The sequence below is a fragment of the Croceicoccus sediminis genome (assembly GCF_007570835.1).
In the GTDB taxonomy this organism is placed as follows: Bacteria; Pseudomonadota; Alphaproteobacteria; order Sphingomonadales; family Sphingomonadaceae; genus Croceicoccus; species Croceicoccus sediminis.
The window spans coordinates 1,684,155-1,704,648 of record NZ_SUNC01000001.1 but is presented as its reverse complement, the minus strand read 5'-3'; the positions used below and the strand labels follow the sequence as shown (position 1 = coordinate 1,704,648).

Annotated in this window: 26 protein-coding genes and 2 tRNA genes; 16 read left to right on the top strand and 12 right to left on the bottom strand. The window is 54.6% G+C overall.

Annotation, left to right across the window (positions count from 1 at the left end; all coding sequences use genetic code 11):
- Complete coding sequence (locus tag FAX90_RS08120) at positions 1–768, bottom strand: esterase/lipase family protein (RefSeq protein ID WP_144096751.1); 768 nt, start codon at positions 766–768, stop codon at positions 1–3.
- A 163-nt stretch (positions 769–931) separates the two neighbouring features.
- On the opposite strand from FAX90_RS08120, the gene FAX90_RS08115 reads away from it, so the two are divergent.
- From FAX90_RS08115 to FAX90_RS16590, 3 genes are all read left to right on the top strand, one after another.
- Entirely contained in the window at positions 932–1,303 is a 372-nt protein-coding gene (locus FAX90_RS08115) for a PilZ domain-containing protein (RefSeq protein ID WP_144096750.1), read from the top strand.
- A 687-nt stretch (positions 1,304–1,990) separates the two neighbouring features.
- Positions 1,991–2,503, top strand: a complete 513-nt coding sequence (locus tag FAX90_RS08110; RefSeq protein WP_144096749.1) for a winged helix DNA-binding protein — start codon at positions 1,991–1,993, stop codon at positions 2,501–2,503.
- Between the two features lie 335 nt (positions 2,504–2,838).
- The gene (locus FAX90_RS16590) at positions 2,839–2,994 is read left to right on the top strand and encodes a hypothetical protein (protein WP_170234904.1); all 156 of its coding nucleotides are present in this window, start codon (positions 2,839–2,841) and stop codon (positions 2,992–2,994) included.
- On the opposite strand, the gene FAX90_RS08105 is transcribed toward FAX90_RS16590, so the two are convergent.
- Positions 2,991–3,554, bottom strand: a complete 564-nt coding sequence (locus tag FAX90_RS08105; RefSeq protein ID WP_205700632.1) for a LuxR C-terminal-related transcriptional regulator — start codon at positions 3,552–3,554, stop codon at positions 2,991–2,993. The two genes, FAX90_RS16590 and FAX90_RS08105, sit on opposite strands and share 4 nt — an antisense overlap.
- 187 nt (positions 3,555–3,741) lie before the next feature.
- Here FAX90_RS08105 and FAX90_RS16585 point away from each other — a divergent pair, with 187 nt between their 5' ends.
- From FAX90_RS16585 to FAX90_RS08075, 9 genes are all read left to right on the top strand, one after another.
- On the top strand, positions 3,742–3,888 hold the full coding sequence (locus tag FAX90_RS16585) for a hypothetical protein (RefSeq protein WP_170234902.1): 147 nt from the start codon (positions 3,742–3,744) through the stop codon (positions 3,886–3,888).
- Positions 3,889–3,973: 85 nt separating this feature from the next.
- On the top strand, positions 3,974–4,144 hold the full coding sequence (locus FAX90_RS16580; protein WP_170234901.1) for a hypothetical protein: 171 nt from the start codon (positions 3,974–3,976) through the stop codon (positions 4,142–4,144).
- Between the two features lie 240 nt (positions 4,145–4,384).
- Entirely contained in the window at positions 4,385–4,819 is a 435-nt protein-coding gene (locus FAX90_RS08100) for a MarR family transcriptional regulator (protein WP_144096747.1), read from the top strand.
- A gap of 786 nt (positions 4,820–5,605) precedes the next feature.
- Positions 5,606–5,809, top strand: a complete 204-nt coding sequence (locus FAX90_RS08095) for a hypothetical protein (protein ID WP_144096746.1) — start codon at positions 5,606–5,608, stop codon at positions 5,807–5,809.
- Between the two features lie 252 nt (positions 5,810–6,061).
- On the top strand, positions 6,062–6,220 hold the full coding sequence (locus FAX90_RS16575; RefSeq protein WP_205700631.1) for a hypothetical protein: 159 nt from the start codon (positions 6,062–6,064) through the stop codon (positions 6,218–6,220).
- A 326-nt stretch (positions 6,221–6,546) separates the two neighbouring features.
- Positions 6,547–7,059: a LuxR C-terminal-related transcriptional regulator gene (locus FAX90_RS08090; protein ID WP_144096745.1), complete on the top strand. Its 513-nt coding sequence runs from the start codon at positions 6,547–6,549 to the stop codon at positions 7,057–7,059.
- 54 nt (positions 7,060–7,113) lie between these two features.
- The gene (locus FAX90_RS08085) at positions 7,114–7,428 is read left to right on the top strand and encodes a hypothetical protein (RefSeq protein WP_144096744.1); all 315 of its coding nucleotides are present in this window, start codon (positions 7,114–7,116) and stop codon (positions 7,426–7,428) included.
- 266 nt (positions 7,429–7,694) lie between these two features.
- Complete coding sequence (locus FAX90_RS08080) at positions 7,695–8,285, top strand: JAB domain-containing protein (RefSeq protein WP_170234899.1); 591 nt, start codon at positions 7,695–7,697, stop codon at positions 8,283–8,285.
- Positions 8,282–8,737 (top strand): hypothetical protein, encoded by a 456-nt coding sequence (locus tag FAX90_RS08075; RefSeq protein WP_144096742.1) that lies wholly within the window; start codon positions 8,282–8,284, stop codon positions 8,735–8,737. The genes FAX90_RS08080 and FAX90_RS08075 overlap by 4 nt, the downstream gene beginning before the upstream one ends.
- A gap of 394 nt (positions 8,738–9,131) precedes the next feature.
- Here FAX90_RS08075 and FAX90_RS08070 read toward each other — a convergent pair whose 3' ends face one another.
- The 4 genes from FAX90_RS08070 to FAX90_RS16905 all read right to left on the bottom strand — a co-directional run bounded on the left by FAX90_RS08070 (position 9,132) and on the right by FAX90_RS16905 (position 12,714).
- Positions 9,132–9,452, bottom strand: a complete 321-nt coding sequence (locus FAX90_RS08070; RefSeq protein WP_144096741.1) for an excalibur calcium-binding domain-containing protein — start codon at positions 9,450–9,452, stop codon at positions 9,132–9,134.
- Between the two features lie 434 nt (positions 9,453–9,886).
- Positions 9,887–11,053 (bottom strand): site-specific integrase, encoded by a 1,167-nt coding sequence (locus FAX90_RS08065; protein WP_144096740.1) that lies wholly within the window; start codon positions 11,051–11,053, stop codon positions 9,887–9,889.
- 287 nt (positions 11,054–11,340) lie between these two features.
- Positions 11,341–12,387, bottom strand: a complete 1,047-nt coding sequence (locus tag FAX90_RS08060; RefSeq protein WP_144096739.1) for an AAA family ATPase — start codon at positions 12,385–12,387, stop codon at positions 11,341–11,343.
- A gap of 192 nt (positions 12,388–12,579) precedes the next feature.
- Positions 12,580–12,714 carry a hypothetical protein gene (locus FAX90_RS16905; protein WP_276612249.1) on the bottom strand — a complete coding sequence of 45 codons (135 nt, stop codon included), beginning with the start codon at positions 12,712–12,714 and terminating at the stop codon, positions 12,580–12,582.
- A gap of 294 nt (positions 12,715–13,008) precedes the next feature.
- On the opposite strand from FAX90_RS16905, the gene FAX90_RS08055 reads away from it, so the two are divergent.
- Complete coding sequence (locus FAX90_RS08055; RefSeq protein WP_144096738.1) at positions 13,009–13,281, top strand: helix-turn-helix domain-containing protein; 273 nt, start codon at positions 13,009–13,011, stop codon at positions 13,279–13,281.
- Between the two features lie 76 nt (positions 13,282–13,357).
- Here FAX90_RS08055 and FAX90_RS08050 read toward each other — a convergent pair whose 3' ends face one another.
- The 4 genes from FAX90_RS08050 to FAX90_RS08035 all read right to left on the bottom strand — a co-directional run bounded on the left by FAX90_RS08050 (position 13,358) and on the right by FAX90_RS08035 (position 15,188).
- Positions 13,358–13,600 (bottom strand): hypothetical protein, encoded by a 243-nt coding sequence (locus tag FAX90_RS08050; RefSeq protein WP_144096737.1) that lies wholly within the window; start codon positions 13,598–13,600, stop codon positions 13,358–13,360.
- Entirely contained in the window at positions 13,588–13,977 is a 390-nt protein-coding gene (locus tag FAX90_RS08045) for a hypothetical protein (protein ID WP_144096736.1), read from the bottom strand. The genes FAX90_RS08050 and FAX90_RS08045 overlap by 13 nt, the downstream gene beginning before the upstream one ends.
- 102 nt (positions 13,978–14,079) lie before the next feature.
- Complete coding sequence (locus tag FAX90_RS08040) at positions 14,080–14,484, bottom strand: hypothetical protein (protein WP_144096735.1); 405 nt, start codon at positions 14,482–14,484, stop codon at positions 14,080–14,082.
- Positions 14,485–14,723: 239 nt separating this feature from the next.
- Complete coding sequence (locus tag FAX90_RS08035) at positions 14,724–15,188, bottom strand: hypothetical protein (RefSeq protein WP_144096734.1); 465 nt, start codon at positions 15,186–15,188, stop codon at positions 14,724–14,726.
- 537 nt (positions 15,189–15,725) lie between these two features.
- Here FAX90_RS08035 and FAX90_RS08030 point away from each other — a divergent pair.
- From FAX90_RS08030 to FAX90_RS08020, 3 genes are all read left to right on the top strand, one after another.
- Positions 15,726–16,301 carry a T4SS efffector SepA family protein gene (locus FAX90_RS08030; protein ID WP_144096733.1) on the top strand — a complete coding sequence of 192 codons (576 nt, stop codon included), beginning with the start codon at positions 15,726–15,728 and terminating at the stop codon, positions 16,299–16,301.
- 362 nt (positions 16,302–16,663) lie between these two features.
- Positions 16,664–17,455: a DNA adenine methylase gene (locus tag FAX90_RS08025; protein ID WP_144096732.1), complete on the top strand. Its 792-nt coding sequence runs from the start codon at positions 16,664–16,666 to the stop codon at positions 17,453–17,455.
- Positions 17,456–17,497: 42 nt separating this feature from the next.
- Positions 17,498–19,852 carry a DGQHR domain-containing protein gene (locus FAX90_RS08020; protein WP_144096731.1) on the top strand — a complete coding sequence of 785 codons (2,355 nt, stop codon included), beginning with the start codon at positions 17,498–17,500 and terminating at the stop codon, positions 19,850–19,852.
- Positions 19,853–20,247: 395 nt separating this feature from the next.
- Here FAX90_RS08020 and FAX90_RS08015 read toward each other — a convergent pair.
- Together FAX90_RS08015 and FAX90_RS08010 are read right to left on the bottom strand one after the other, a co-directional pair.
- Positions 20,248–20,323: transfer RNA gene (locus FAX90_RS08015), tRNA-Thr, on the bottom strand.
- Positions 20,324–20,343: 20 nt separating this feature from the next.
- A tRNA-Cys gene (locus tag FAX90_RS08010) sits at positions 20,344–20,417 on the bottom strand.
- Positions 20,418–20,494: the final 77 nt, after the last annotated feature.

Below are 20,494 nucleotides of genomic sequence, written 5' to 3'. Positions count from 1 at the left end.
TTACCGGATGCAGGCGGCGAAAGGCCCTTTGCGTTCAAACGGTGTCCACGCGCCCTCGGCCTGTGAAAGCCGGTCCGCGACGATGTAGAACACGGCCGGATTGGCGATGAAGCCGAAGTGGCTTGAGACGACCTCGATATTCTCGGTCTGCTCGTCCGTTTGCGAAATGCAGTTCTGCCACGCGGTAATGCCGTCGGTGCGCGAATAGACCGCGCTGGACGGGACGGGCAGGACTTCGTGGCCCTTGGCATAGCGGGCGTGCTTGCGCATGTCGGCGATGCGATTGCCGGTCAGCAGTTCGTACAGCGTGTTGAGGTTCGTCGCGCCGGGGTCGCCGGTGAACGGGCTGCCCAGTGTGACGACCTGCCGCACGTCGGCGGGATCGCGGCGGGCCGCCTCCCTCGCGATGACACCGCCAAGGCTCCACCCGACGAGCGAGACCTTGCGGCCTGTCTGCTTGCGGATATCGGCGATGCGCTGTGCGATGTGTTCGCCGTTCTCTCCGGTCGTGTGCTGATCGAGATTCCAGCCAAGGTCCCACGGATGCACGTGATGTCCCAGCCGCGTCAGGAACGCGCGGAGCACCGATGTCATCCGGTCATTGGTGGCAAAGCCCGGCAGGACCAGCACCGGATGCCCGTCACCGCGCGGCGCCCCCGCCATCAGCGGGTAACTGAAGGCGAGCGAGGCAAATTCCATCATGCTGCGCACGCCTTCGGCAAACGTGAGCGCAGGCAGGGGGCTTAGGATTTCGGGCTTTTCTGACATGGCTAGGGTCTGCCGCACCACGGCGGCGGGCGATACAGTCCCTTTTGTCAGGTCGCAAAGGCAGTGAAACGTGGGTCTGCGTGATTTTACGGAGGTGGTCTAAACCCCGAATTAACCCTGCGCGGGCGATAACGGCCGATCAAGAAGGAAGGTCGCAGCCATAATGACACGTCGCAACAATGATCGTCTCGATTCGGATCGCCAGGTGGAATGCCGTGCGGACGGTCAGCCGTTCCATGCCGTTCTCTACAACGTATCGGTCACCGGATGCATGATCGAGATGCCCTACAACCGTGTCAGCGAAGGCGACCGACTGTTCATCAAGGCCGAAGGCAATATCCGCATGGCCGGCAAGGTCGTGTGGCAGGACGAACGCAATGCCGGCGTGCATTTCGACCAGCCGCTGCACGAAGCGGTCGTCCGTTTTCTCGGCTACGATCCGGTAAAGAGCGAGATGCTCATGCCGACCGACCGTTTCGGTCGCCCCCTGCCCAAACTGCCCCGCGCCGCGCCCGCACACGCACGGGCCTGGTAGGCGGGACTTACCCGGCGGAAACCGGTCGATCGCGCCCCGCCTAGGCCGGGCGCGAGACCGGCGTGCGTGCCGATCCGGTTTTCCGCAATGCTTCTACGGCAAGCACAATGACCCGCCGCGCGTTTCATACAAGCGCACGGCACGGTTCCGCGCGCCATGTGAAGAAGTTTGGCAATTTCAGGGAAATGGTGCCGCTTACAGGATTCGAACCTGTGACCCCATCATTACGAAGGCCGGGAAATAGCAAAACTTAATGTATTAAAAACAGAGTTTTGATGGCGAATTCCAGCGCCTTTCGCGGATCGACCCAAGCATGACCCAAAGTGCGTAGATTGTCGGCCGGATTCGTCTCCTAGCGAAAGCACTTTCGCAGGTGCCGAATTTGAAAATTGAACCGGCCTAGACCCGCGTAACCACACACCAGATCCGAGAACAGCGTGTCCAGCTTTGGTGGGTTCGTGGTCGTGAGTGAATTTCATATATGGGCGAGAAGCAGCCATACTTTTCACCGACAAAAGTCCCGTCCGTCTGCCGATCTAGGTCGTAGCGAGGAGAAATCCAAGTGTTTCGTCGGTTAACGAAAGGTTACCAACTACGGGTGGTAAATACTCCATTTACCGAAAGCCTTCGGCAAAGACCTAGGATGTACCTCTTCGTTCAGTGAAAGGTTCTGAGCAGGAGTTCCAAATGCCAACTTATGAAGGTGTGATTGCCGAAGCTCGCCGCACAAACAAGATGCGGCTGCGTCGCGAACGGATTGTCACCACGCCATCGTCCCGCGATCCGCAGTGGGACATGCTGGTCGATCTCTTTCTCCACATGGTGGACAGCAAGCCCGTTTCTGTCACAAGCCTGTGCTTGGCCTCCAACGTACCAACCACAACGTCTCTGCGTCACATCAATCTGCTCATAGAAGCCGGCCTGATCACCAGGACACAATCGCAGTTCGACAGGCGTATGGCATTTTGTGAACTGACCAACGAAGGCTTCGAATCTATCTTCGAGTTTTTTGAGGAAGCCGTCCGGTTGCGCGAAAAGGAAGAGCATACTGATTGCAATCGCACCGCGCCGTTAGACCAGTTGCCGGTGCAGAAGCTTTGCTGCCCGGCCCACAAGGAAATGCTCACACTTTTGCAAAGTGCCACGGTTCAAGTGCACGCCGATTCGGCCAGCTCATCCCCCGAATTGCGCATGCAATAACGCCTACATGATTGAAAACGCGTTGACATCATTCCATTTCGGCATGAAAGGAGCCGCGTTTACCAGCTGAGCGTTTCCGAAGGCCGCGATGTTTAATGTCTAATGAAACTTCCCTGATCGACAAAGCACAGAAATTATTCGCACTGGCTAGCACCAGGGACAGATCCCAGAATGGAATGATCTGCCGCTCATTAACTGAACTTGTCATTGAGATTCGCGGTAGATGCATGCCCCCGCAAGCGGACCATCCAAGCTCTCAGCAGATCGCGTTGGACATAGATGCGGGCAATTATGAGTACGCAGCCTTCCGGTCTTTGACAGGCTTTGCAGGCTACATGGTTTCACGTGGACCGTCTGGCGATGTCTTCGCCACCGTCGTGATTGGCGGAGAAGGCCCAGAATATTCCGCGGTGGGCGGTGACGTTCTAGGGGCGCTTGCCAAGGCTGTCGCAAGCGCCTGTATCGAACGTTACGGCAATGAAATGAACTAGATCGAGCGGTCTTTCCGAGTTTTTCGGGTCGGGCGCATCCTGTCTATTCCGTCGATCACCTTGTTTCGCATGTTAAATCGATGCCATTCCACCGTGCGCCTGGTGATCCCCATGGCTCTGGCCAGCTCATCCGTCGACAACCCTTCGGCGAGAAGCGAGGCCAGCTCTTCCTCTCTCGCGGTAAGATATGCCTTGCCCCCATTCTTTGATCCCACACGGCGCGGTTTGGCTGAGTCCACGAGATCAAGTGAAGGCTTTGCTGCCTCGAATGAGAATGGAAAGACCAAATATCCCGACGCCCCTTTTCGAACGACATCAACGATGCGCTGGATGTCAGGTTGATCCGAATAGGCGATGTACACCTTCGCCGAACTCAGGACCTCGATCGACTTGGATTCTAGATAATTGGCCCAAGGCCCGTGATCGGCGATCATACACACATCGTATCGTCGCCCGATCCTCAGTACTTCGTCGACAGTCTCAAACGGCTCCACATAGAATTCTTCGACATTCATAGTCCTGTACACGGAATTGCGGCGCACACTGTCGTCGTCGAACAAAGCCAACTTTCGTACCATATCATGCGACCCTGTTATTGCCCTGCGCCTTCTTAGGTCCATACCGATGCAAACAACAGCATGAGACCATTCCGGAACGGAATGAAACACGTTTGCAAGGACTTAGACCTTTTGCTTAGTCGACACCAAGTCGCGGGCCGTTCGCCCGCTTCATCGTGGGTCGCTAAACATGAAGCCAGAGAATTTCGACGTGGGCGTAAGTCCGCATAGGGACCGCACCAATCGCAGCAAGTCGATAAGCTGGGAGGTCGTGGCAATCGGTGCGATTGTCGTGGCCACCGCCGTCAACGCGCTCTGGATTGTCACCGGGATGTAAATCGAAGTGGCTTCGAACTAGGGAAAAGCACGTGAGGTCAGCACTTCGTTTCGACAGAAACTCCAGGCTAGACGCGGACGGCACCATGACCGACGAGCCCTTCGACCCGATCACAGCCCAAAGGGAATCCAATCCGCTCGATGGCTTGACGGTCGAACTGGCGCAGACTCTTCATGTGTTGGACGAGCTTGGACTGGAATATGCCGCTCTCAAGATCGCAGAAGCGATCGATATAATCGAGACCTCCCACCCTTGAGTTCTGAAGAATGGATTCGCTGCAGGAACATCGTTATTTTCGTGCCCGGACCCAGTATATAAACTTGATATCAAACAATTTATTTCTGGTCACGACAGGACTCGTGATAACCTGGCGAGTTTTGTAAATGGTGAAGCGCACCTTTCAGCTTTAAAAGTTAAACTTTTCTCGACACTACTTTAAATTTTTCATGCCGAAATTTAAATATAATAATTGCATTTTAGACAATGGGGCCGGCTCTTGAGCGTTCACAAGGACGAGAACGGTAAGCCGTACAGCGGCGATGAAAGACGCAAGCATCCCTACAAGGCTGGTGCGGATGCCAAGGCTGACGAAATGCCGCAGCTGCTACGTATGGCGAAGCGCGAGATCTCCGACCGTCAGGTTCGCAGGGAGGTCATGAAGACCGATTTCCTGGGTGCATCTACTTGGGATATCCTGCTCGAACTATATGTGACTTCGTATACGGATGAAAAGCTTTCGGGTGCCGCCCTGTCTGCTGTCTGCGACATTCCGCGCAGCACGGTTCACCGTCACTTGGTTGTGCTGGAGAAAGCTGGCCTGATCACGAAGGAGCAGTCTGACGACGGTCGAATGCTCAATATCGTCCTGACCCAAACCGGGCACATGAGGATCACCGACTATTTCGTTCGAAAGGTCATCACTTCGACGTGAGGTCGGGGTCACGTCGCGCGCTCCCAAGACTAGATCCATGAAAAGCCCGTTTTCGCCATGCCAGACCTCCTTATAGTAGGCTTTCTGATGTTCGGCTTCGCTGTCGTACTAATCGCTCGCACAACGCATCGACCCACGGCATGGCTAGGATGGGCGATGATCGGATTGGCATCGGGCCTCGTACTTGCAGGGTTGTTATAGGTTCTTTGATCGTCAGCCTACATCGGACCATTTTCGAGGAAATAACTCAACAAGGTCATGGACTTTGCGGCATAGTTGACGCAGATGTCCGCTCGCAGTCCTGTTGGTGGTTGGGTTTGCGTAGAGGAGGAGTACACGTGCGGGTCCGTGGAGAAGATGGCGCATCTGAACAACAAATGTCTGGCGACATTCCGGTTCAGAAGGAGTTCGAGTTAAAGCTTGCACACCTGATCGTCATTACGCTCGGCGCTGTATTTTGGGCATTGATAATCGCGTGGTTCGCGTTAGCTAAGCACTCGTGAGGGACCGGTGGGGTTGGTCCTGACAACACAAAATACAGGGAATGAGCTCAAGTTTGTTCATAACGGCTGTTCGTCCTGGAAAACGACTCCGAAGTGCAAATCAGACAGGAGGGTGCGACCCCTCCTTTGACGGGTTGAAAGGCCGCCGACCCAGATAGGCTTTTCAAGAGCACCCGTCATGAGGGCTGCAGAAGCGGATCATCACCCGTGGATGCAGCCCTCTTTTCGCTTACAAAGCGGCTTCTCGAGACGGAAATGCCGTTTTCCCTAAACTCGATCGCACATGCCTCTTGCTCAGGCGTGGCTATTGCCGCAACCTGCCCAAATGAAAGAATTTTGCCGCACTGAAAGCGATTTAGGTGAGAACACGAACACCGAGCCGGTTTTAAACCCGCGTCGTCTCAAGATGGAATTTGCAGTTCTCCTGATGCTCACCATCAGCAGCGTGGCCTGGTCATTGGTCTCCATCTCAGGTTGGATTTTTTAACCGTAGCAATCTGAAAAGCCCCGTTTTTCGCGCAAAGTGACCCGACCGGGCTCAGCACTCGTTGATTTGAGGCATGTCTTCCTCCAAAAATACTGTCGCTGGGAAAACGATCGTCGTTACCCACTGGGCGCATCGGATTCTGCTAAGTTCGAACCACAAACAAGAAAGCTCATATTGAAAGGGCATCTGGCTTTTTCATTAAAGTTGTGGCTATCGTGAATTACTACTCCGGGACACCACATGCCGACAAAGATGAAAAATCATACAACTGACCTTAACACCGAAGAAAAGTTGACGGATTTGCGTGAGTGTCTTTCACAATCTTTGGCGAAACTTGACGAACTGGGCTTCGATCTGGCCGCTCTCAAGATTGCGGAAGCATTGGACCTGATCGCAGAAGGCGGAAAATAGGCCTCGCAATTTAGATCCTCAAATAGAGCACCGGCAGGCCTGTTGGCCGACCATTGATGGACTTTGGCCCCATAGAACGGTGAGTAGATTGGCCAAGGCGCGAGGACCGCGTGCGGGGCAAGCATCGGCGCGATGATTCCGCCACTGCCTCCAATTCGCTGGAACAGGCCAAGACCCTGCTAGTTCAGTAATTCACAAACCGACGCAAGGATGGTGAAACCACTTGCCGACTCTGCAAGAGGGATAGCCCGACCTTGCAACGAAGCTTTCTACCCCTCATTATTGGCTACGATATCTACCATGCCTGAACCGGAGTTTGATGTGCGATGAGCGTGTCGCTTGATGAAATCGGCGAAGATGCACGCATTTTCGATAGCATCACGGCCAAGCAGCATCAGGTCATGGAACGTGTCCTGGATCTGAAGACGTCCAAGGAAATCGCAAGAGACCTTGGCATTAGCCCGAGCACCGTCGACCAGCGGATCAATGCGGTCCGCGATAAGCTCAACGCTTCTGACCGCGCTTCTGCCGCCAGAGCGTATGCGAACGCCAAAGCCATATGGGAAAAAACCACATGTGGTTCTTCACACGTCGCAATAGCCCCCGATTCCAAGCCAATAGAGCTCACGGACCTGCCCACCAGTTCAGAGTTTGAATTGAGGGATGCCGCCGCTTGGCGGTGGGGCGAAACAGAAGAACGCCCCTTGGTCCTGAAGGCAGTTGATGAACGGTTTGGTAAGCTCGGCCGCGTCGCACTTATAATGACGCTCGCAGTCGGATTGGCGATTTTGCTAGTGGCCGGCGTTGCTCTGGCACAGGCACTCGGAACCCTGATCTAAGTCATCTGTCTTCTTGTTCAAACACGGCCAAAGGCCGAGACCAAGGATTACGAGATGACCAATTTGAGCGCAGAACGGGTCGGTCGTCAGCTGATTGAGATCGAGACACAGCTGGACCAGATGCTCGCTAACGTTGCCAAGCTGAACGTTAGCATGATGACTGCTAACAGCGAGCTCGAGCTCCCGGCGCATACCGCTCAGCGCGCCCTCATCAAGACCTCAGAAGCTCATCGTAAATTACTTGATGTGCGTAGCGACCTGATCCGTACCCACGCAGAATTGCGGAAGATTTCGGAAGAGCGCGGCGATCTGTGGACGGGCGACTGCCCGCCGGCAGAAGGAAACATCGGACTTGATATAGCAGCGTAATGTCGTGAAGGCGGCTGCATGACAGCCGCCTTCGCAATTTACCTCTTTATACTCGCCGGTGCGATCCTCTTCGCCCTTCTCCTGGGCGAAAGAGCAGAGAAGCAGGGGGCGGTCGTCTTATGCCTGATGGCGTTAGCGCAATACCCCCTCTCGATCGTCGTATCGCCAATCTATCATACAGTGGATGTGGCAAGTCTCGTGACCGACATGATCGGTGTCGTGGGCTTCGGAGCCATCGCACTGACGTCAGCAAGGTTTTGGCCTTTATGGGCAACATCCCTTCAGCTCCTGAGCTGTTCCGCTCAATTTGCAAGAGCAGTTCAGCCGCAGATCGAGGGCTTGGTTTACGCCGTGATGAAATCGGCGCCGAGTGGGATCATTATCCTGATGCTCGTCTACGCGACAATCTCTGCCATCAGCCGAAGGCGAACTGCAAAAAAGAAATTCTAGCCGGCAGAACTAGATCTGTTTTCGATCCCGACGGCGAGATTTCTGCTTCCTTCACTCAGTGCTTGGTGGACCTGATGGGCCAAGCGCATAACGAACAGCTCCGCGCAGTTATGCTCGACAAAAGAGCGGGCTATCTTGCCGATTTCCTCGTTGCGGTCGGTCCACTTGCGTTAGTCCGTAGCAGCTATCGATCTGTCATCGAACCTGCACTGAAATCCGGCGCACAAAGGATGGTCCTCGTTCATAACCATCCGTCGGGTGATCCCAGGCCGAGTGCGGAGGATCTTAGAACCACCAAGTCGCTGGTTGCTTTGACCAATGCACTTGATCTGATCCTCGATGATCACTTGATCGTCGGCCGGCGAGCCGTCTTCAGCATTCGTCACGGCAAGGTGGTCTTCTCATGAAAATCAGCGACCTCAGCGCACTCGTAGATCAAAGGTACCACATGCTTAAAAGTGCTGCAAAGACCGCCCTACCCAATTCAAAAGATCCGTCATTGCGGCCGAGCGACGTGCTTGTCGCAATGGCGCGCAGCGATCTCAGTGCACGGCAAAGAAAGAGAAAGATCTTTTCCGAAAGCGAAATGTTCGGCGAACCTGCGTTCGAGATCTTGCTCCATGCCTATATCGCCGAAGCAGAGCGGAGTAGCGTATCGACGACTGATATCTGCTCAAGTGCTTCGGTACCAATCTCAATCGGAGCTCGCTACATCTCGATCCTAGAGCAGCAAAGCCTTTTGCGCCGGCATCCTTCCATGACCGACTTCCGCATCACAAACGTGAGCATCACACATCTCGGCATTATGAAAATCAATGAGTTTTATCTTAGCCATCTGGAGCACGAAGAGTTTTTCTGAGGGAGGGCTTTTTCGGTAACGAATTGCACTAAGCGGCGTGGACAAATCTGAGCCAGTAATTAGCGGTGGCGAGATGGACCATTCTTAGGAAGCTGTCTTTCAGTTAGTCCTAGCGTGTGGCGATGGCGCGGTTGATCCTGAGATGACCGAACGTGCGCTCGATGCGTTTTCGCTACTTTTTAGAGCGCCCGACCATGCTCGACTTTCGCACGGCGATTTGATGGGCCCGGAATGACGTTATTGATTCTTCTTTCGGCAAAGTAGGCACGCATATCGTCTGTGATCTTGATGCCCTTCGCTATGCGTTCGACTTCAAGCTTCAGCGAATTCGCTGCGTCCGGAGGTAGCCCGTTTGGCAGCGTTGGCCGTCAGTGGCCAAGCTCTCCGGAGGGGGCTACTCGCAACCAATGCCGTCATTGTCCCGGTCAAGGTGTGGGCCGTAACCTGGCTGCCCGCGTAAAACTGGTGCAACTCCAGCAGCCCGCGCCTCAGTGCAGTTCCGGTAGGCACCTCCGCGGCTGGTCATAGGTGCAGATTGTCCCGAGCGGCTGGTTTGCTGGCTCGGAGCGCGATGACAGTGCCTACCGCCATTCTTACGATCGTTATGGCAACCATCGGCCGCTAGCCCACCACCGTGAGCGTAGGCTGTAGGAGCCCCCAAAGCGGATGCACTGATGAGCGTTGCCGAAAGAAGATGGATGGTGATCTGTCGCATTAGTGGTTCCCCCCGAAACCGTTAGATTCACAACGGTCTACCATGCATCCCTTTACATACTGTGCATTATCAAATCCGCTTATTCTTCGGGGTGCAGCGCATAAGTTCCTTCCACGGTTTTGTGCCAAAAGCTCCGGCTGGCGCGGGGGCCGCAATGCTTTGAAAGCATCATCCCGACATGCTGACGATTAAGGCCCAGCTCCCCGAGGGTGGTTACCATTGCGGGGCCCGTGTCGATGCCTGCATCCAGGCATGCTTTAATCAAGACGATTGCGAGGTCGTGCTTGCTGACCGCTCCTTCCAGTGCGTTGTAGAGGGGCGTAGTTCTTCGGCCTGCTTGCTTCTTGTGGTGGTCATTTCGAATTTCCAAAAAAAAAAGAATGAAAAGGAGCGGTCCGAACCCCCGTCGTGGGGGCCCGGACCGGTAAGTAAGGTTAGAGTGACGGCGGCTGGTCACCGCGCAGCTTCGCGGCCCCTGCCTCTACGGCCGCCCTTAGAGTGTCGTTGGCGAGGTGGCTGTACCGCATCGTCGATTGATGATCGGCGTGACCGAGGACCTTGCCGACTGCAAAGAGGTTCACCCCGGCATTGATCATGAAGGACGCTGCTGAGTGCCTGAGGTCGTGCAGGCGTACGTCCGGCAGTCCTGCTTCCTTCCGCACGGTGTCCCAGGCTGTCTTCAGCCCGACGTAGGGCTTCAGCGTTTTCGGGTTCGGAAGTAGGTAAGGGCAGTCCTTAAAGCGAGGCAGGGCCTCGATGACTTCCATGGCGGTCTGCGAGAGAGGTACGTACCGAGGTTGACCGGTCTTGCTGTCGGGGATGAACCAGGTCCGGCTTTCAAGGTCCACGTTCGACCATTCGGCCGTCAGCAGCTCATTGCGCCTTGCCCCGGTCAACAGCAGTAGGGCCACGATATTTCGCATTTGCGGGTTGGCCGACTGTCCGGCCGCGTTCAGCAGTCTCTCGGCTTCTTCGGATGTCAGGAAGCGTTCGCGCTTGTTGTTGAACTTTCGCTTTGAGACGGCTTTCACCGGATTGATCTCGCAGCCCGGCACGTTCCATTTCAGGCCGAGTTCGAACGTTCGGCTGAAGAAGACCCGCATCTTCTCGACCGTGGCCGGGGCCAGCGTTTGTCCTTTCTCCGCAAGCCACTGACTGATGGCCTGCGGTTTGATTTCGTCCAGCCGCAGCTTCGACCAGCGCGGGAGGATGTGCACCCGCATGATCATCTCGGTCGTGGCGTAGCTTTTCTGATACGTCTTCGCGTCGGCCAGGTGCTGCTTAGCCAAGTCGCCGTACAGCGGTACGGCCTTCAGCTTCGCCTTTTTCGCGGCTGGGTCCTGACCGAGCACGACTTCGGATCGCAGGGTTTTCGCACGCTTCCGGGCCTGGTCGAACGTGATGTCGCCATACGCGGCTATCTTCATCTGCTTTTGGCGGTCTGATGCGTCTTGATAGCGCAGGTAATATGTCTTCCCGCCGGTGGCTCGGACTTCGAGAACGAAGCCCGTTGTCTGGGTGTCGTAGTAGTCCACGCGCTTTCGGGGCGGTGGACAGGTTGCGTTCGCGCAGAACGCGGCGTCAAGCTTTCGCTTGGGCATGGTAGGGTATCCTTTCGAATGTGGTATTCGCGCCCAGCCGCTCAGGGCGCCGAGGGCGATGACGGCGGGCGGGGATGGGGGCAGCCATCGGGCGCAACGAAACGTCCCTCAGCGGCCCACTCTGGGGCAACGCGAGGCAAGCTGCGCTCGACAGCAGGTTTTGGGTCTGAGGGCGGGTAAGGGGCAGCCTCGTCGGAACCCGCAGCATGCTGGAATTCTGGGAAACTGCCCCCGCTTTCCGGGAAGGCAGCGGGAAGCTGGAATCTTGGAAAGCTACTTCGCGTCACTTACTCGGTACCGGCTTTGTCGTTCGCGGCTGACGGCCGGTGCAGCTCGTACTGGTGCGCGCCGCGATCGACCCGCCTGAAATGCCACCTGTGGACGGCCGGATCTGGGCCGGTGTGCGCCTCGATGAAGGCAAGGACCTTGCCGCGGCTGATGTTGGTGCGCCTCTGGACTTCGGCTGCGATCCTCATTTTGGTCGTGACGCCTTCGCGGATCGCTTGTTCGACCGCCGCACTGATTAACGGGTCAGGACCGTCATCAGACGGCTCATTCATCCCGTAGACCGGTTCGGTCTCTTCGACCGTCGAGAGGCGCTGATGGTAGGCGAGATCCTTTACCGTGCTGTACCGGTAGTAGGCTTCTTGCGTGTTAGGCCCCCGACTCTTGATGCACTCGAACCGCACCACCTTTTGGAGCTTGGCGCTGTCGGTACCCTCGGGGTCGATAAGATATGCGCTGTCGAAGTCCTCCAGTACATCGGTAGTGCCGGCGTAGATGAGCTTCTGACTCGACGATCTGGCCTTGTTCGTATGGGCAAGGCCGATGAACGTACCGCCGGCCAAGGAGAACGCTCGAGCAGCCTTGCCGAATTCCCGGCATTCGCTCTTGCTCATCAGGTCAGCCACCTTCTTGAGCGTGTCGACGACGACTAGTTTGCCTTTGGCCGTTCCGTCCCTGGCCATCTGCTGCATCGCAGGCACGAGCCGGTTAAGCTCGAACCCCTGCTGTCCTGGCGCCAGGCAATTGATGCCGAAGTCATCTGCGACCTGAACCTTGGCTGCCAGGCCTTGAGCGCTGTCGTCCGCATTGACGTAAAAGACGTCTTCGCCTTCCATCAGGCCGGCCGTCACCGCGTCGATGACGAGGGCCAGTATAATAAGCGTCTTGCCGGTGTTTGGTGGGGCGTACCAGACGCTGACCTCACCGCGGAGACAGAGCGTTCCGAGAAGAGGTTCGGCTGCTTCGGCGTTTTCGGCAAGGGCGTTGCCCATGCCGGCGAGCGAATACGCTTGAAGAGGATTCGGTTTTTTCTTGTTTTCGTTGTTCATTTTAAACTCAGGGTCTGCTGTGCCGCAGGGTTTTCGGGATGGGCAATGACGTTCGGTGGGCAGGTGCCCAGGATGCCAGCTTTCCGGTGGTGCCGGGCGCGTGCCTGGGGCGGTGGTGGGGTTGGCGGTTAAAGGTGCGGCGGAAGGCCAAGTGCATGCGGCGGTAGTCCGCTCGTGATCGGGCCGCCCCCATCACATGTCGCCATCTTCCGGCATTTCGATCGGGTCCGGCGGGCGGTTGGATTCGAGGCTCGCGGCGTGGAGGTGGGCGATCAGGTCTCGCCAAACTTCGGCAATCCATGCGCCGACGGAAGGGTGCTTTGTCATACGTCTTTTCTCTTATTGGCCGGCTTTCCCGGCGTTGTTCTCGTTGTTGCGACCTCGCGGTTGCAGGACCTTTCTAAAAGGCAGCAAGCACGAAATCTACCAAATAAATCTATGATTTAATTTGGTTATGCAGAAAATGAATGACCCTATCAAGAATGGTCCTTGCCTTAGGCATGCAGTTTTTGCATAGGCGGTCCCGCCGATTGAGGGTCGGTAGCGCCCTCCATGTGTTGCAAATTTGACACGCGACTCAGGCAACGGACTGCTCATGCCTGAGCCCGAAAGGATGCTTCGATGTCGTCGCACCGCGTTAAAACCCTGCGTTTGGTCTGGATCGAGGCCTTCATCGCGCTGGCGGAGCACGGAAGTTTCACTGTCGCCGCGGGGAACCTGGGAGTAAGCCAGCCATCGATGAGCCGGTATATCGATCACCTTCAGAGATGGCTCAGGAAGGTCGTGATCACGGGCGGTGAATCGCCAACGTTAACTGCCGATGGAGAAGCGTTCCTCCTGGTCGCCCGGCAGATCGTCGATCAATTGAAAAACAGTCGCGCCGACCTTCCGTAGTCAATGCTCGTCGGATCGCGTTCGCGTTCATTTGGCCGTATCTACTCCTCTGCAGGCGCAGAGATATTCGGCGGGGTCAACGTACACGTTCCGCAAGAGCTGCCATGCCTAAGAATCCCAGCACGATTAGACCGGCCAGCGGTTGGGCCTGCATCATCAGCAACAAGGTTAAGCCGAGCAGCCACGCGAATGTCGCCGCCGGTTCCGCAATTGCGGAAATGATGATGGTAAGGGCGAAGAGAGCTACCAAGGCAACGACCGCTGCCTTGAGTGCAGCCAGGACGACGCAGCCAAGCGCGATATAACCTAGAAGTCGCATGACAGACCTTCCTTGCACATGGCGCTGAAGGCGGTGTCGCCCTTCTCGATTAGCAGCACGTAGGCGAAGCCATCGTTGCCGATCGGATGGATCAGTTCGTGCCAATCACCTAGATCACGGAGCCATGCCCAGTACGGGACGAACCCGCTGTGGCCGTAGCGTATGCCGTCGATGGGGTGGACCAGCGGTGACCAGCCGCAGGCTTCTATGACACTGGCTTCGTTATCACCGTTCTGGATGACGACGATGTGTGTCAGATAGCCCAGGCCCTGGGCGTCTATCTGTTGAAGCCTTTCGGACAGGATGAGATGAAGGGCGCTGTCGAGCGGCTGGTGCAGAGCGGCTTCTATCGAGGCCGCGTCGGGTAGGGAAAGCATGAGTGTCTTCCTTCCATACGAAAAAAGGCGCCCTGTGAAGGCGCCGCATGGGTTTGCGATTGAAGAGCCGGTCAGCAGGGAGGCCGCAGGCACGAAGCTGGATCAGCCGTCATGGCCCGGATCGAAGTTCTCGCGTTCGACCAGAGCCTGCGTGCAGGCCGACAGCAGCGAGGGATCGGTGCCCTCTCCTGTTTCGACCAACAGGACCAGGCCGAAGCCGTCGTCAGACAGAATGAAGATCACTTCGATCCAGATGCTGTGCCGAAAGGACAGTTCGGTCGGCATGACGAACGTGCCGTTCTCGATTAGCTGCCGCCCGTAAGTGTGTTCGCAGTCGGCCAACGTGTCGCCGCGTCCTATGATGAGGAACTCAGCCAGCTCTTCGAAGCTGAAGCCATAGTAACCGGCAAGCCGCTCCTGATGTTCGGCCAAGATTTTATGCAGCTCGGGTTCAAGCGGGGTTTCGAGGGCGCGTGCCATCGCCTCCGCCGTGCGGATGTAGTGCATGGACTTCTCCTTATGTTGGAATCAAAAAAAAGCCCCCGGAGGTGATCCGAGGGCTTGGTGGGGAAGGGGCGGCTGAAGCGCCGCCATTTCATATAAGATGGCCAGATTTGCGCGTTTGGATTTACGCCTAAATTATTGAATGGATAAGATTGAAGGCTCCGCCGTCCTTACGGTGGTCGTAATCCCAACTTCATGGAGCTTCTGTGCGAAGCAAGAGCGCTCACGCACACATCGTATCGTCAGTCCGGTGGAAGGACGCCATCTTGGATCATTTTCATTCTTCTTTTGTGCGGTATTCCCCAAACAGGATTGTGCAACCTGTTCAGCTCTCGCTTGAGTTCTTTTGCAATTTCAGACGAATTTCCTACACTTCCGACGCGCAATATTTCGACGGTGACCTCATCCAAGTGTTCGCGGACCTTCCGCGCTCCGTATCCGCGGTTTCCAGTCTGGTCTGGACCGGAAATGCGCCTCAGCCCTTTTGCGATGCCACCCTTTGGTTCCGTCGCCCTCACGATGTACTTGGTTTCCCCATTAAGAATAATGCGAAACAAACCAACAATGTTCCTTAAGTCTGAGTGGTCATCCGAGAAGGCGTTTGGTAGCGGTTCCCAGAGTTTTTCCCACTCGGCGACTGTCTTGCAACCGATTGAGGTGTTTCTAATCTCATCAGGAGTAAGCTCTGATTTGCGCTTCTTCGCCATCGTTATTTTCTGCCTCGCTACTGCAGTTCACTTGTCTCGGCCTCGCCCACAGCCTTTTCGGTTCTAACGCAAAAACGATCCGGCGGAAGTTCTGCGTATCCTGTTGACGTTAACGACACGATCGCCATCCATGTCGAAGCTGGGCCATAATACATCCACCATTTCTCAGAATGGATTGAAAGGTCGCGATAAATTCATCGTCCTGTCCTTCCTAACAGGCGAATGGGCTTATATTGTCGGCCTCACGAGCGGCAAGGACGCAACGATCAATCTGTGCGCCCTACTCTTCTCTCCCTCGTCTATATCTGTGATGCTGTTCATCTCATTCTTCAATAGAGAAGCCCTCAGACTTTTATCCTCGGGCGCCGGGCTTGTGACCAGCAGAATGGCAAAAGTCCGTTCTTGTCCACGATACGCGATATACCTGCACCCAGAATACAGATAATCTATAGACTCTGCCAGAGTTGACAGGCCATTGAGAATCAGCCAAAGAGGTTGCGACCTCAATGATGAGGCTTAGACCCAGAGGGAATTTTCATGAAGGAAAGCATGACTGATATTTCGGTAAAGCGCCGAAATTTGGAGCGACTTGGCGCTTTTGTGACGGGCTTTGGTAAAACCGCCGATGACGCGATCGAAGCCGTGCTTGGGATCGCTGAAAGCTGTGATTGCCACTCTACGACGAGGCTGTCAGATTCTGTAGAAAGTTCGGGAGAGGTCCGGTTGCGAGATTGCGATTCAAGCTCACCCCCGAGTCTTAAGCATACGACAATCCTGTCAGCCCAAGTAAACGGCACTTCGATGCCGCGAGGTCAAAACTATTGGAATAACGTAATGCATGAAGCCACCCGGCAGGCAGCTAAAACTGGCAAGTCTACTGAGGAGATTTTTGAACATTCCACCGCCAATGTTTCGCTAGGAGAGCGTTCAGACAATGGCTTTAAATTCATATCCGAGGCGGGAATATCAATTCAAGGACAGAACAGCGACAATGCGTGGAAACAAATCGACGCAATGGCCAAACTTGCGGACTTTCAAGTTGAAGTTGAATTCCGCTGGCAGCAGCAAGATGATGCTGCGTTCCCAGGTCAAATTGGAAGACTCTACCTCTAAAAAACTCTTGGCTGCGCGGCTCGCTCAAGCGTTGCGCAGCCAAGATATCGGTTGCCACCACACGCAAACGTTTAGCGCCGCCCGATCCCGCGCCTCACATCTCTCGATGATCGCGACGGTCCGCCCGTTCGCGTTGGGGTTGCCAGTTTGGCTCAGATTGTCCGGTTTGCGCCTTAATCCCGGTCGTTCGAGGGTCTTCAGCCTTCTTGCAATAGCTGCCGTTCCCGCGGCCGGTGCCACTTGCAGTAACACTTCTGAACTTCGGGCATAACTCAGAAACACTATGGCACCTGCGTTGCATCAAGGTTGCGCACACAGCATAAAGGCTGCAAAACAAACCGTATTCTTGCGAGAGGCAATCCTTGAAACCGTTTCTAAAATGGGCTGGTGGAAAGCGTTGGCTTGTTGAGAGCCTACAGCTAAAGCTCCCAGAGTTTGAAGGCACTTACATTGAACCGTTCTTAGGCGGTGGTGCAGTTTTCTTTCATTTGGCCCCAAGCCGCGCGGTCCTGTCTGATGTTAATCCGCGTTTGATCGAGACTTATCAAGCAATAAGGGATGATTGGGAACGCGTCGAGAAAGCGCTCAAGGCGTTCCAGGCCCTACACTCCAAAGACTTTTATTATGAGGAAAGGGGCAGGTTGCGGCGCAAGCCGCATACCCGCGCCGCCCAGTTTCTCTACCTCAACCGAACTTGCTTCAATGGTCTCTACCGGGAGAACCTAAACGGCGTATTCAATGTGCCAATCGGCACAAAGACTAAGGTTGTCATGGATGATGATGACTTCGGTCAGGTAAGCCAACTGCTATCGGGTGCGCAGCTGCAATGCTGCGACTTTGAGGTCACAATTGATAGAGCCGAAAAAGGCGACCTAGTTTTTGTGGACCCGCCATATACTATTGCCCACAACAACAACGGGTTCCTGAAGTACAATCAAAGCATTTTTTCCTGGCATGATCAGGAGCGCCTTCAACGCGCTATCGCAAAGGCCGTAGCTCGCGGAGCCCGCGTAATCGTTACCAACGCTGATCATGATAGTGTTCGAGAGCTTTATTCCGATTTTGGCGCCCCCACCACAGTCCATCGTTCATCGGTAATATCGGGGAGCAATTCTTCACGGGGGAAAGCTTCGGAAATTTTATACGTTCTTTGATGTAGTCAAACAGAGTCACTCCACTTTCGAAGGGTCCGACAATTGCCGTTCATCGATCCAGCCGAAGCCGCTGCCCTCCATGAGAAGTTGAGCGCAGACCCATCAGGTTTGGGTAAACTCTACAAGGCAAAGAAATCGGAATATATGGTTCGTAGTGTTGACCATAGTTTAGCCGAGGATCTCATTGCTGATGGCTGGGAGGAGTTTGGCGAACCCCTGAAGACGAAAACAAAGCTTAGGAAGCGCAAAGATCACGACAAGCAGTTTGAGGACGACATTTGGTGTCAGGTCTACGACCTTGGGTATCGCCATTTGAACATTGACCAAAACTTCAAACTGCCTTTCGGTCCACAGCCTACTGAGAAGAAGCAGATCGACGTTATCGCGGCAAACGATGACACGATCCTGATCATCGAATGCAAATCAAGCGCAAGTCCAAAGAAAGCGCCTTCGTTTAAAACCGAGTTTGAGGCGCTCAAGCAGCGACTGCATGGTCATTCAAAAGCTCTCGACCAACTCTTTGGGAAGGGGCGACGCGTGAAGTACATTTTTGCGACGCGAAATCTCAGGGTAAGCCGCGAAAGCGCAGACATACAGCGACTCGAAGCGGCCAATGGCTTCTTCTATAATGACAATACGTATGACTATATCGAACGACTAGTCCGGACATATAAGGACGCTGCTCACTATCAGTTCATGGGGCTGATGTTCAAAGGCCAGAACATCAACAGAGAGCGGATCGAAGTCCCGGCTATCGAAGGGAAGATGGGAGCGAAAACGTATTACATGTTTTCGATCGAGCCATCACTACTACTCAAGCTAGGCTTCGTTCTCCATCGAACTAGGGCAAACGAAAGTGAAATGCCCACGTATCAAAGACTACTGGTTCCTAGCCGTCTAAAAGGTATTACCAAGTTTATCGATGGGGGTGGATACTTCCCAAACTCGGCCATCGTTAACTTCAGCGAGAAGGACGCTAAACTAGAGTTTCAGGCGCATAAGCGCGGCGAAGTTACAGGGTCGCGGACCGGCATACTCAAAATTCCTAATGCCTATGGCATCGCTTACATCATTGATGGGCAGCATCGCATCTACGGATATGCGAACTCAGAGTTCAAGGATTCAAATACGATTCCTGTGGTAGCTCTAGTCGGGCTGGCAGCCAGCGAACAATTGGAATTGTTCATGGATATCAACCAGAACCAGAAGGCTGTGAGTCCCACCCTTCGCATTACCTTAGAGGAAGACCTTTTTTGGAATTCGCCGCGCCTCGATAGTAGAATGAAGGCGCTTAGATCGTCGATTATTCGACAGCTTGGGGGAGACCAGAGCGGCCCCCTCTATAGCAAAATCTCATTGGGTGAGGACAAGGCAGAGCTTCAAGCCAAGCCCTTTGCCGACGCGTTGCTGAGGTGTGGATTGCTGCCGGAAGCTAGAGGGAACAAATTCGCAGATGGTACAACTAAGTGCGCGCTATACGATACCTCGAATACAGAGCATGAGGACGAAATGCTTGCCACCCGCACGCGTGTGGTGAGCTTCATTAACGCTTGCTACGAAGCCGCCGAAGAGGCGCTGGAGAGTGATGTCGCCGCGCTTGGCGAATTTGTCCTTTCAAATCGTGGAACGTTCGCTTTCATAAGCCTTGTTGGGAGCCTGCATCGGTTCGAAACCGAAGCGGGAAACCTCTCGATAAAGAGCAGCACAGAGGACAGGCTTGACGGGATCAAGAAGTATTTGAACGCACTGTTCGCTCAGCTCAAGAATTTAGACAAGGAGCAAACCGCAGGGCTCACAGGCAAACTCGGAAGCGGAGCCGAGACGATATGGCTTCGCACATTCCAAACTTACGTCAATGCGAAATTCCCAAAATATGATCCTCCAGAACTACAAGACTGGAAAGAACGTCAAGACAAGCAATTGCAGGACCAAGGGCGTAAACTTGGGACGGATATTGAACGACACATGAAGTCGTTTTTGATCAATCAACTTCAAACTCTTTTTGGGGATGATTGGGACCTTGAAATCGGCTCGATCAAGCGGAAGTGCGAGGAACTGGCAGGCGAGGAGATGGAAAAGGCTTACAAAGAGGGGCTAGGGCGAAGAGAAATTGATTGGACCGAGATGTTTACCATTAATCAGTACAAGACGATCATCGAGAAATACTGGACACGAAGACCAGAAGGTTCAGATGACAGCTTTGAGACATTCGCAGATCACTTCGCCATCGATATTGGCTATGGCTTCAACTCAAAGACCGAAAAGCTTAAATGGTTATCAATGTTTAATACTCTTAGAAATAACTGGGCCCACGAAGGCACCAAAGAGAAGGGGCTCAATCGAAAAGAAGTAGATTTGATAGCGAAAATTCATCGAAATCTGGGGCTTTCGACTTAATTTTGACCTATGACACGTCCTCCTCAAGGGGCAGCGAAGAGGTCCTGATCCAAAAATGGTACGGGCAAGTTGGTAACGGCTTAGATGTTGCTTGGCTAATTCAAGATTGAAGCGGTTTTCTAATTTCTTGGCGTGTGGTAGCGATGGCGCTCCCGAGCCAACCAAGGCCAGCGAGGTAGTTACTGACCAAACGCTGCGGCCGGTTTCGCAGTGTGCTTTCCTAAACCGGACAGTCCGCAATCGGCCCACCTGCTGACATACGAAACATGGTTTTTGTGGGTGCAGCTGTATTTCCCCGTCCAAGGAACGCCAGCCGCAACCCAAACCGGACCCAAGGCCAACGGCTTCTCACCGGCAACTGCCGGTGTTTCCTAGGTTATGTGCCTTTAGGAGGATGGTGCCGCTTACGTGACTCGAACACGTGACCCCATCATTACGAATGATGTGCTCTACCAACTGAGCTAAAGCGGCCGACCATCTTTTTTCAACCGTGGAGGCCCGAGCCGGAATCGAACCGGCGTAAACGGATTTGCAGTCCGGTGCGTAACCACTCCGCCATCGGGCCTCACCACGGGTGAGGGGCGCACCTAGCGAGTCTTTACGCGCGGTGCAATCGGGTTTTCGCTAGTCGCGATCAAACGT

What these genes read in the sequence shown, in the direction of transcription:
- FAX90_RS08070 (WP_144096741.1), bottom strand. Translation starts at nt 9,452, where the DNA reads ATGCGACAGATCACCATCCATCTTCTTTCGGCAACGCTCATCAGTGCA.
- FAX90_RS08045 (WP_144096736.1), bottom strand. Translation starts at nt 13,977, where the DNA reads ATGCTTTCCCTACCCGACGCGGCCTCGATAGAAGCCGCTCTGCACCAG.
- FAX90_RS08120 (WP_144096751.1), bottom strand. Translation starts at nt 768, where the DNA reads ATGTCAGAAAAGCCCGAAATCCTAAGCCCCCTGCCTGCGCTCACGTTT.
- FAX90_RS08050 (WP_144096737.1), bottom strand. Translation starts at nt 13,600, where the DNA reads ATGCGACTTCTAGGTTATATCGCGCTTGGCTGCGTCGTCCTGGCTGCA.
- FAX90_RS16905 (WP_276612249.1), bottom strand. Translation starts at nt 12,714, where the DNA reads ATGACAAAGCACCCTTCCGTCGGCGCATGGATTGCCGAAGTTTGGCGA.
- FAX90_RS16580 (WP_170234901.1), top strand. Translation starts at nt 3,974, where the DNA reads ATGACCGACGAGCCCTTCGACCCGATCACAGCCCAAAGGGAATCCAAT.
- FAX90_RS08115 (WP_144096750.1), top strand. Translation starts at nt 932, where the DNA reads ATGACACGTCGCAACAATGATCGTCTCGATTCGGATCGCCAGGTGGAA.
- FAX90_RS16575 (WP_205700631.1), top strand. Translation starts at nt 6,062, where the DNA reads ATGAAAAATCATACAACTGACCTTAACACCGAAGAAAAGTTGACGGAT.
- FAX90_RS16585 (WP_170234902.1), top strand. Translation starts at nt 3,742, where the DNA reads ATGAAGCCAGAGAATTTCGACGTGGGCGTAAGTCCGCATAGGGACCGC.
- FAX90_RS16590 (WP_170234904.1), top strand. Translation starts at nt 2,839, where the DNA reads ATGGTTTCACGTGGACCGTCTGGCGATGTCTTCGCCACCGTCGTGATT.
- FAX90_RS08095 (WP_144096746.1), top strand. Translation starts at nt 5,606, where the DNA reads ATGCCTCTTGCTCAGGCGTGGCTATTGCCGCAACCTGCCCAAATGAAA.
- FAX90_RS08055 (WP_144096738.1), top strand. Translation starts at nt 13,009, where the DNA reads ATGTCGTCGCACCGCGTTAAAACCCTGCGTTTGGTCTGGATCGAGGCC.
- FAX90_RS08040 (WP_144096735.1), bottom strand. Translation starts at nt 14,484, where the DNA reads ATGCACTACATCCGCACGGCGGAGGCGATGGCACGCGCCCTCGAAACC.
- FAX90_RS08075 (WP_144096742.1), top strand. Translation starts at nt 8,282, where the DNA reads ATGAAAATCAGCGACCTCAGCGCACTCGTAGATCAAAGGTACCACATG.
- FAX90_RS08030 (WP_144096733.1), top strand. Translation starts at nt 15,726, where the DNA reads ATGAAGGAAAGCATGACTGATATTTCGGTAAAGCGCCGAAATTTGGAG.
- FAX90_RS08110 (WP_144096749.1), top strand. Translation starts at nt 1,991, where the DNA reads ATGCCAACTTATGAAGGTGTGATTGCCGAAGCTCGCCGCACAAACAAG.
- FAX90_RS08035 (WP_144096734.1), bottom strand. Translation starts at nt 15,188, where the DNA reads ATGGCGAAGAAGCGCAAATCAGAGCTTACTCCTGATGAGATTAGAAAC.
- FAX90_RS08080 (WP_170234899.1), top strand. Translation starts at nt 7,695, where the DNA reads ATGGGCAACATCCCTTCAGCTCCTGAGCTGTTCCGCTCAATTTGCAAG.
- FAX90_RS08085 (WP_144096744.1), top strand. Translation starts at nt 7,114, where the DNA reads ATGACCAATTTGAGCGCAGAACGGGTCGGTCGTCAGCTGATTGAGATC.
- FAX90_RS08065 (WP_144096740.1), bottom strand. Translation starts at nt 11,053, where the DNA reads ATGCCCAAGCGAAAGCTTGACGCCGCGTTCTGCGCGAACGCAACCTGT.
- FAX90_RS08090 (WP_144096745.1), top strand. Translation starts at nt 6,547, where the DNA reads ATGAGCGTGTCGCTTGATGAAATCGGCGAAGATGCACGCATTTTCGAT.
- FAX90_RS08060 (WP_144096739.1), bottom strand. Translation starts at nt 12,387, where the DNA reads ATGAACAACGAAAACAAGAAAAAACCGAATCCTCTTCAAGCGTATTCG.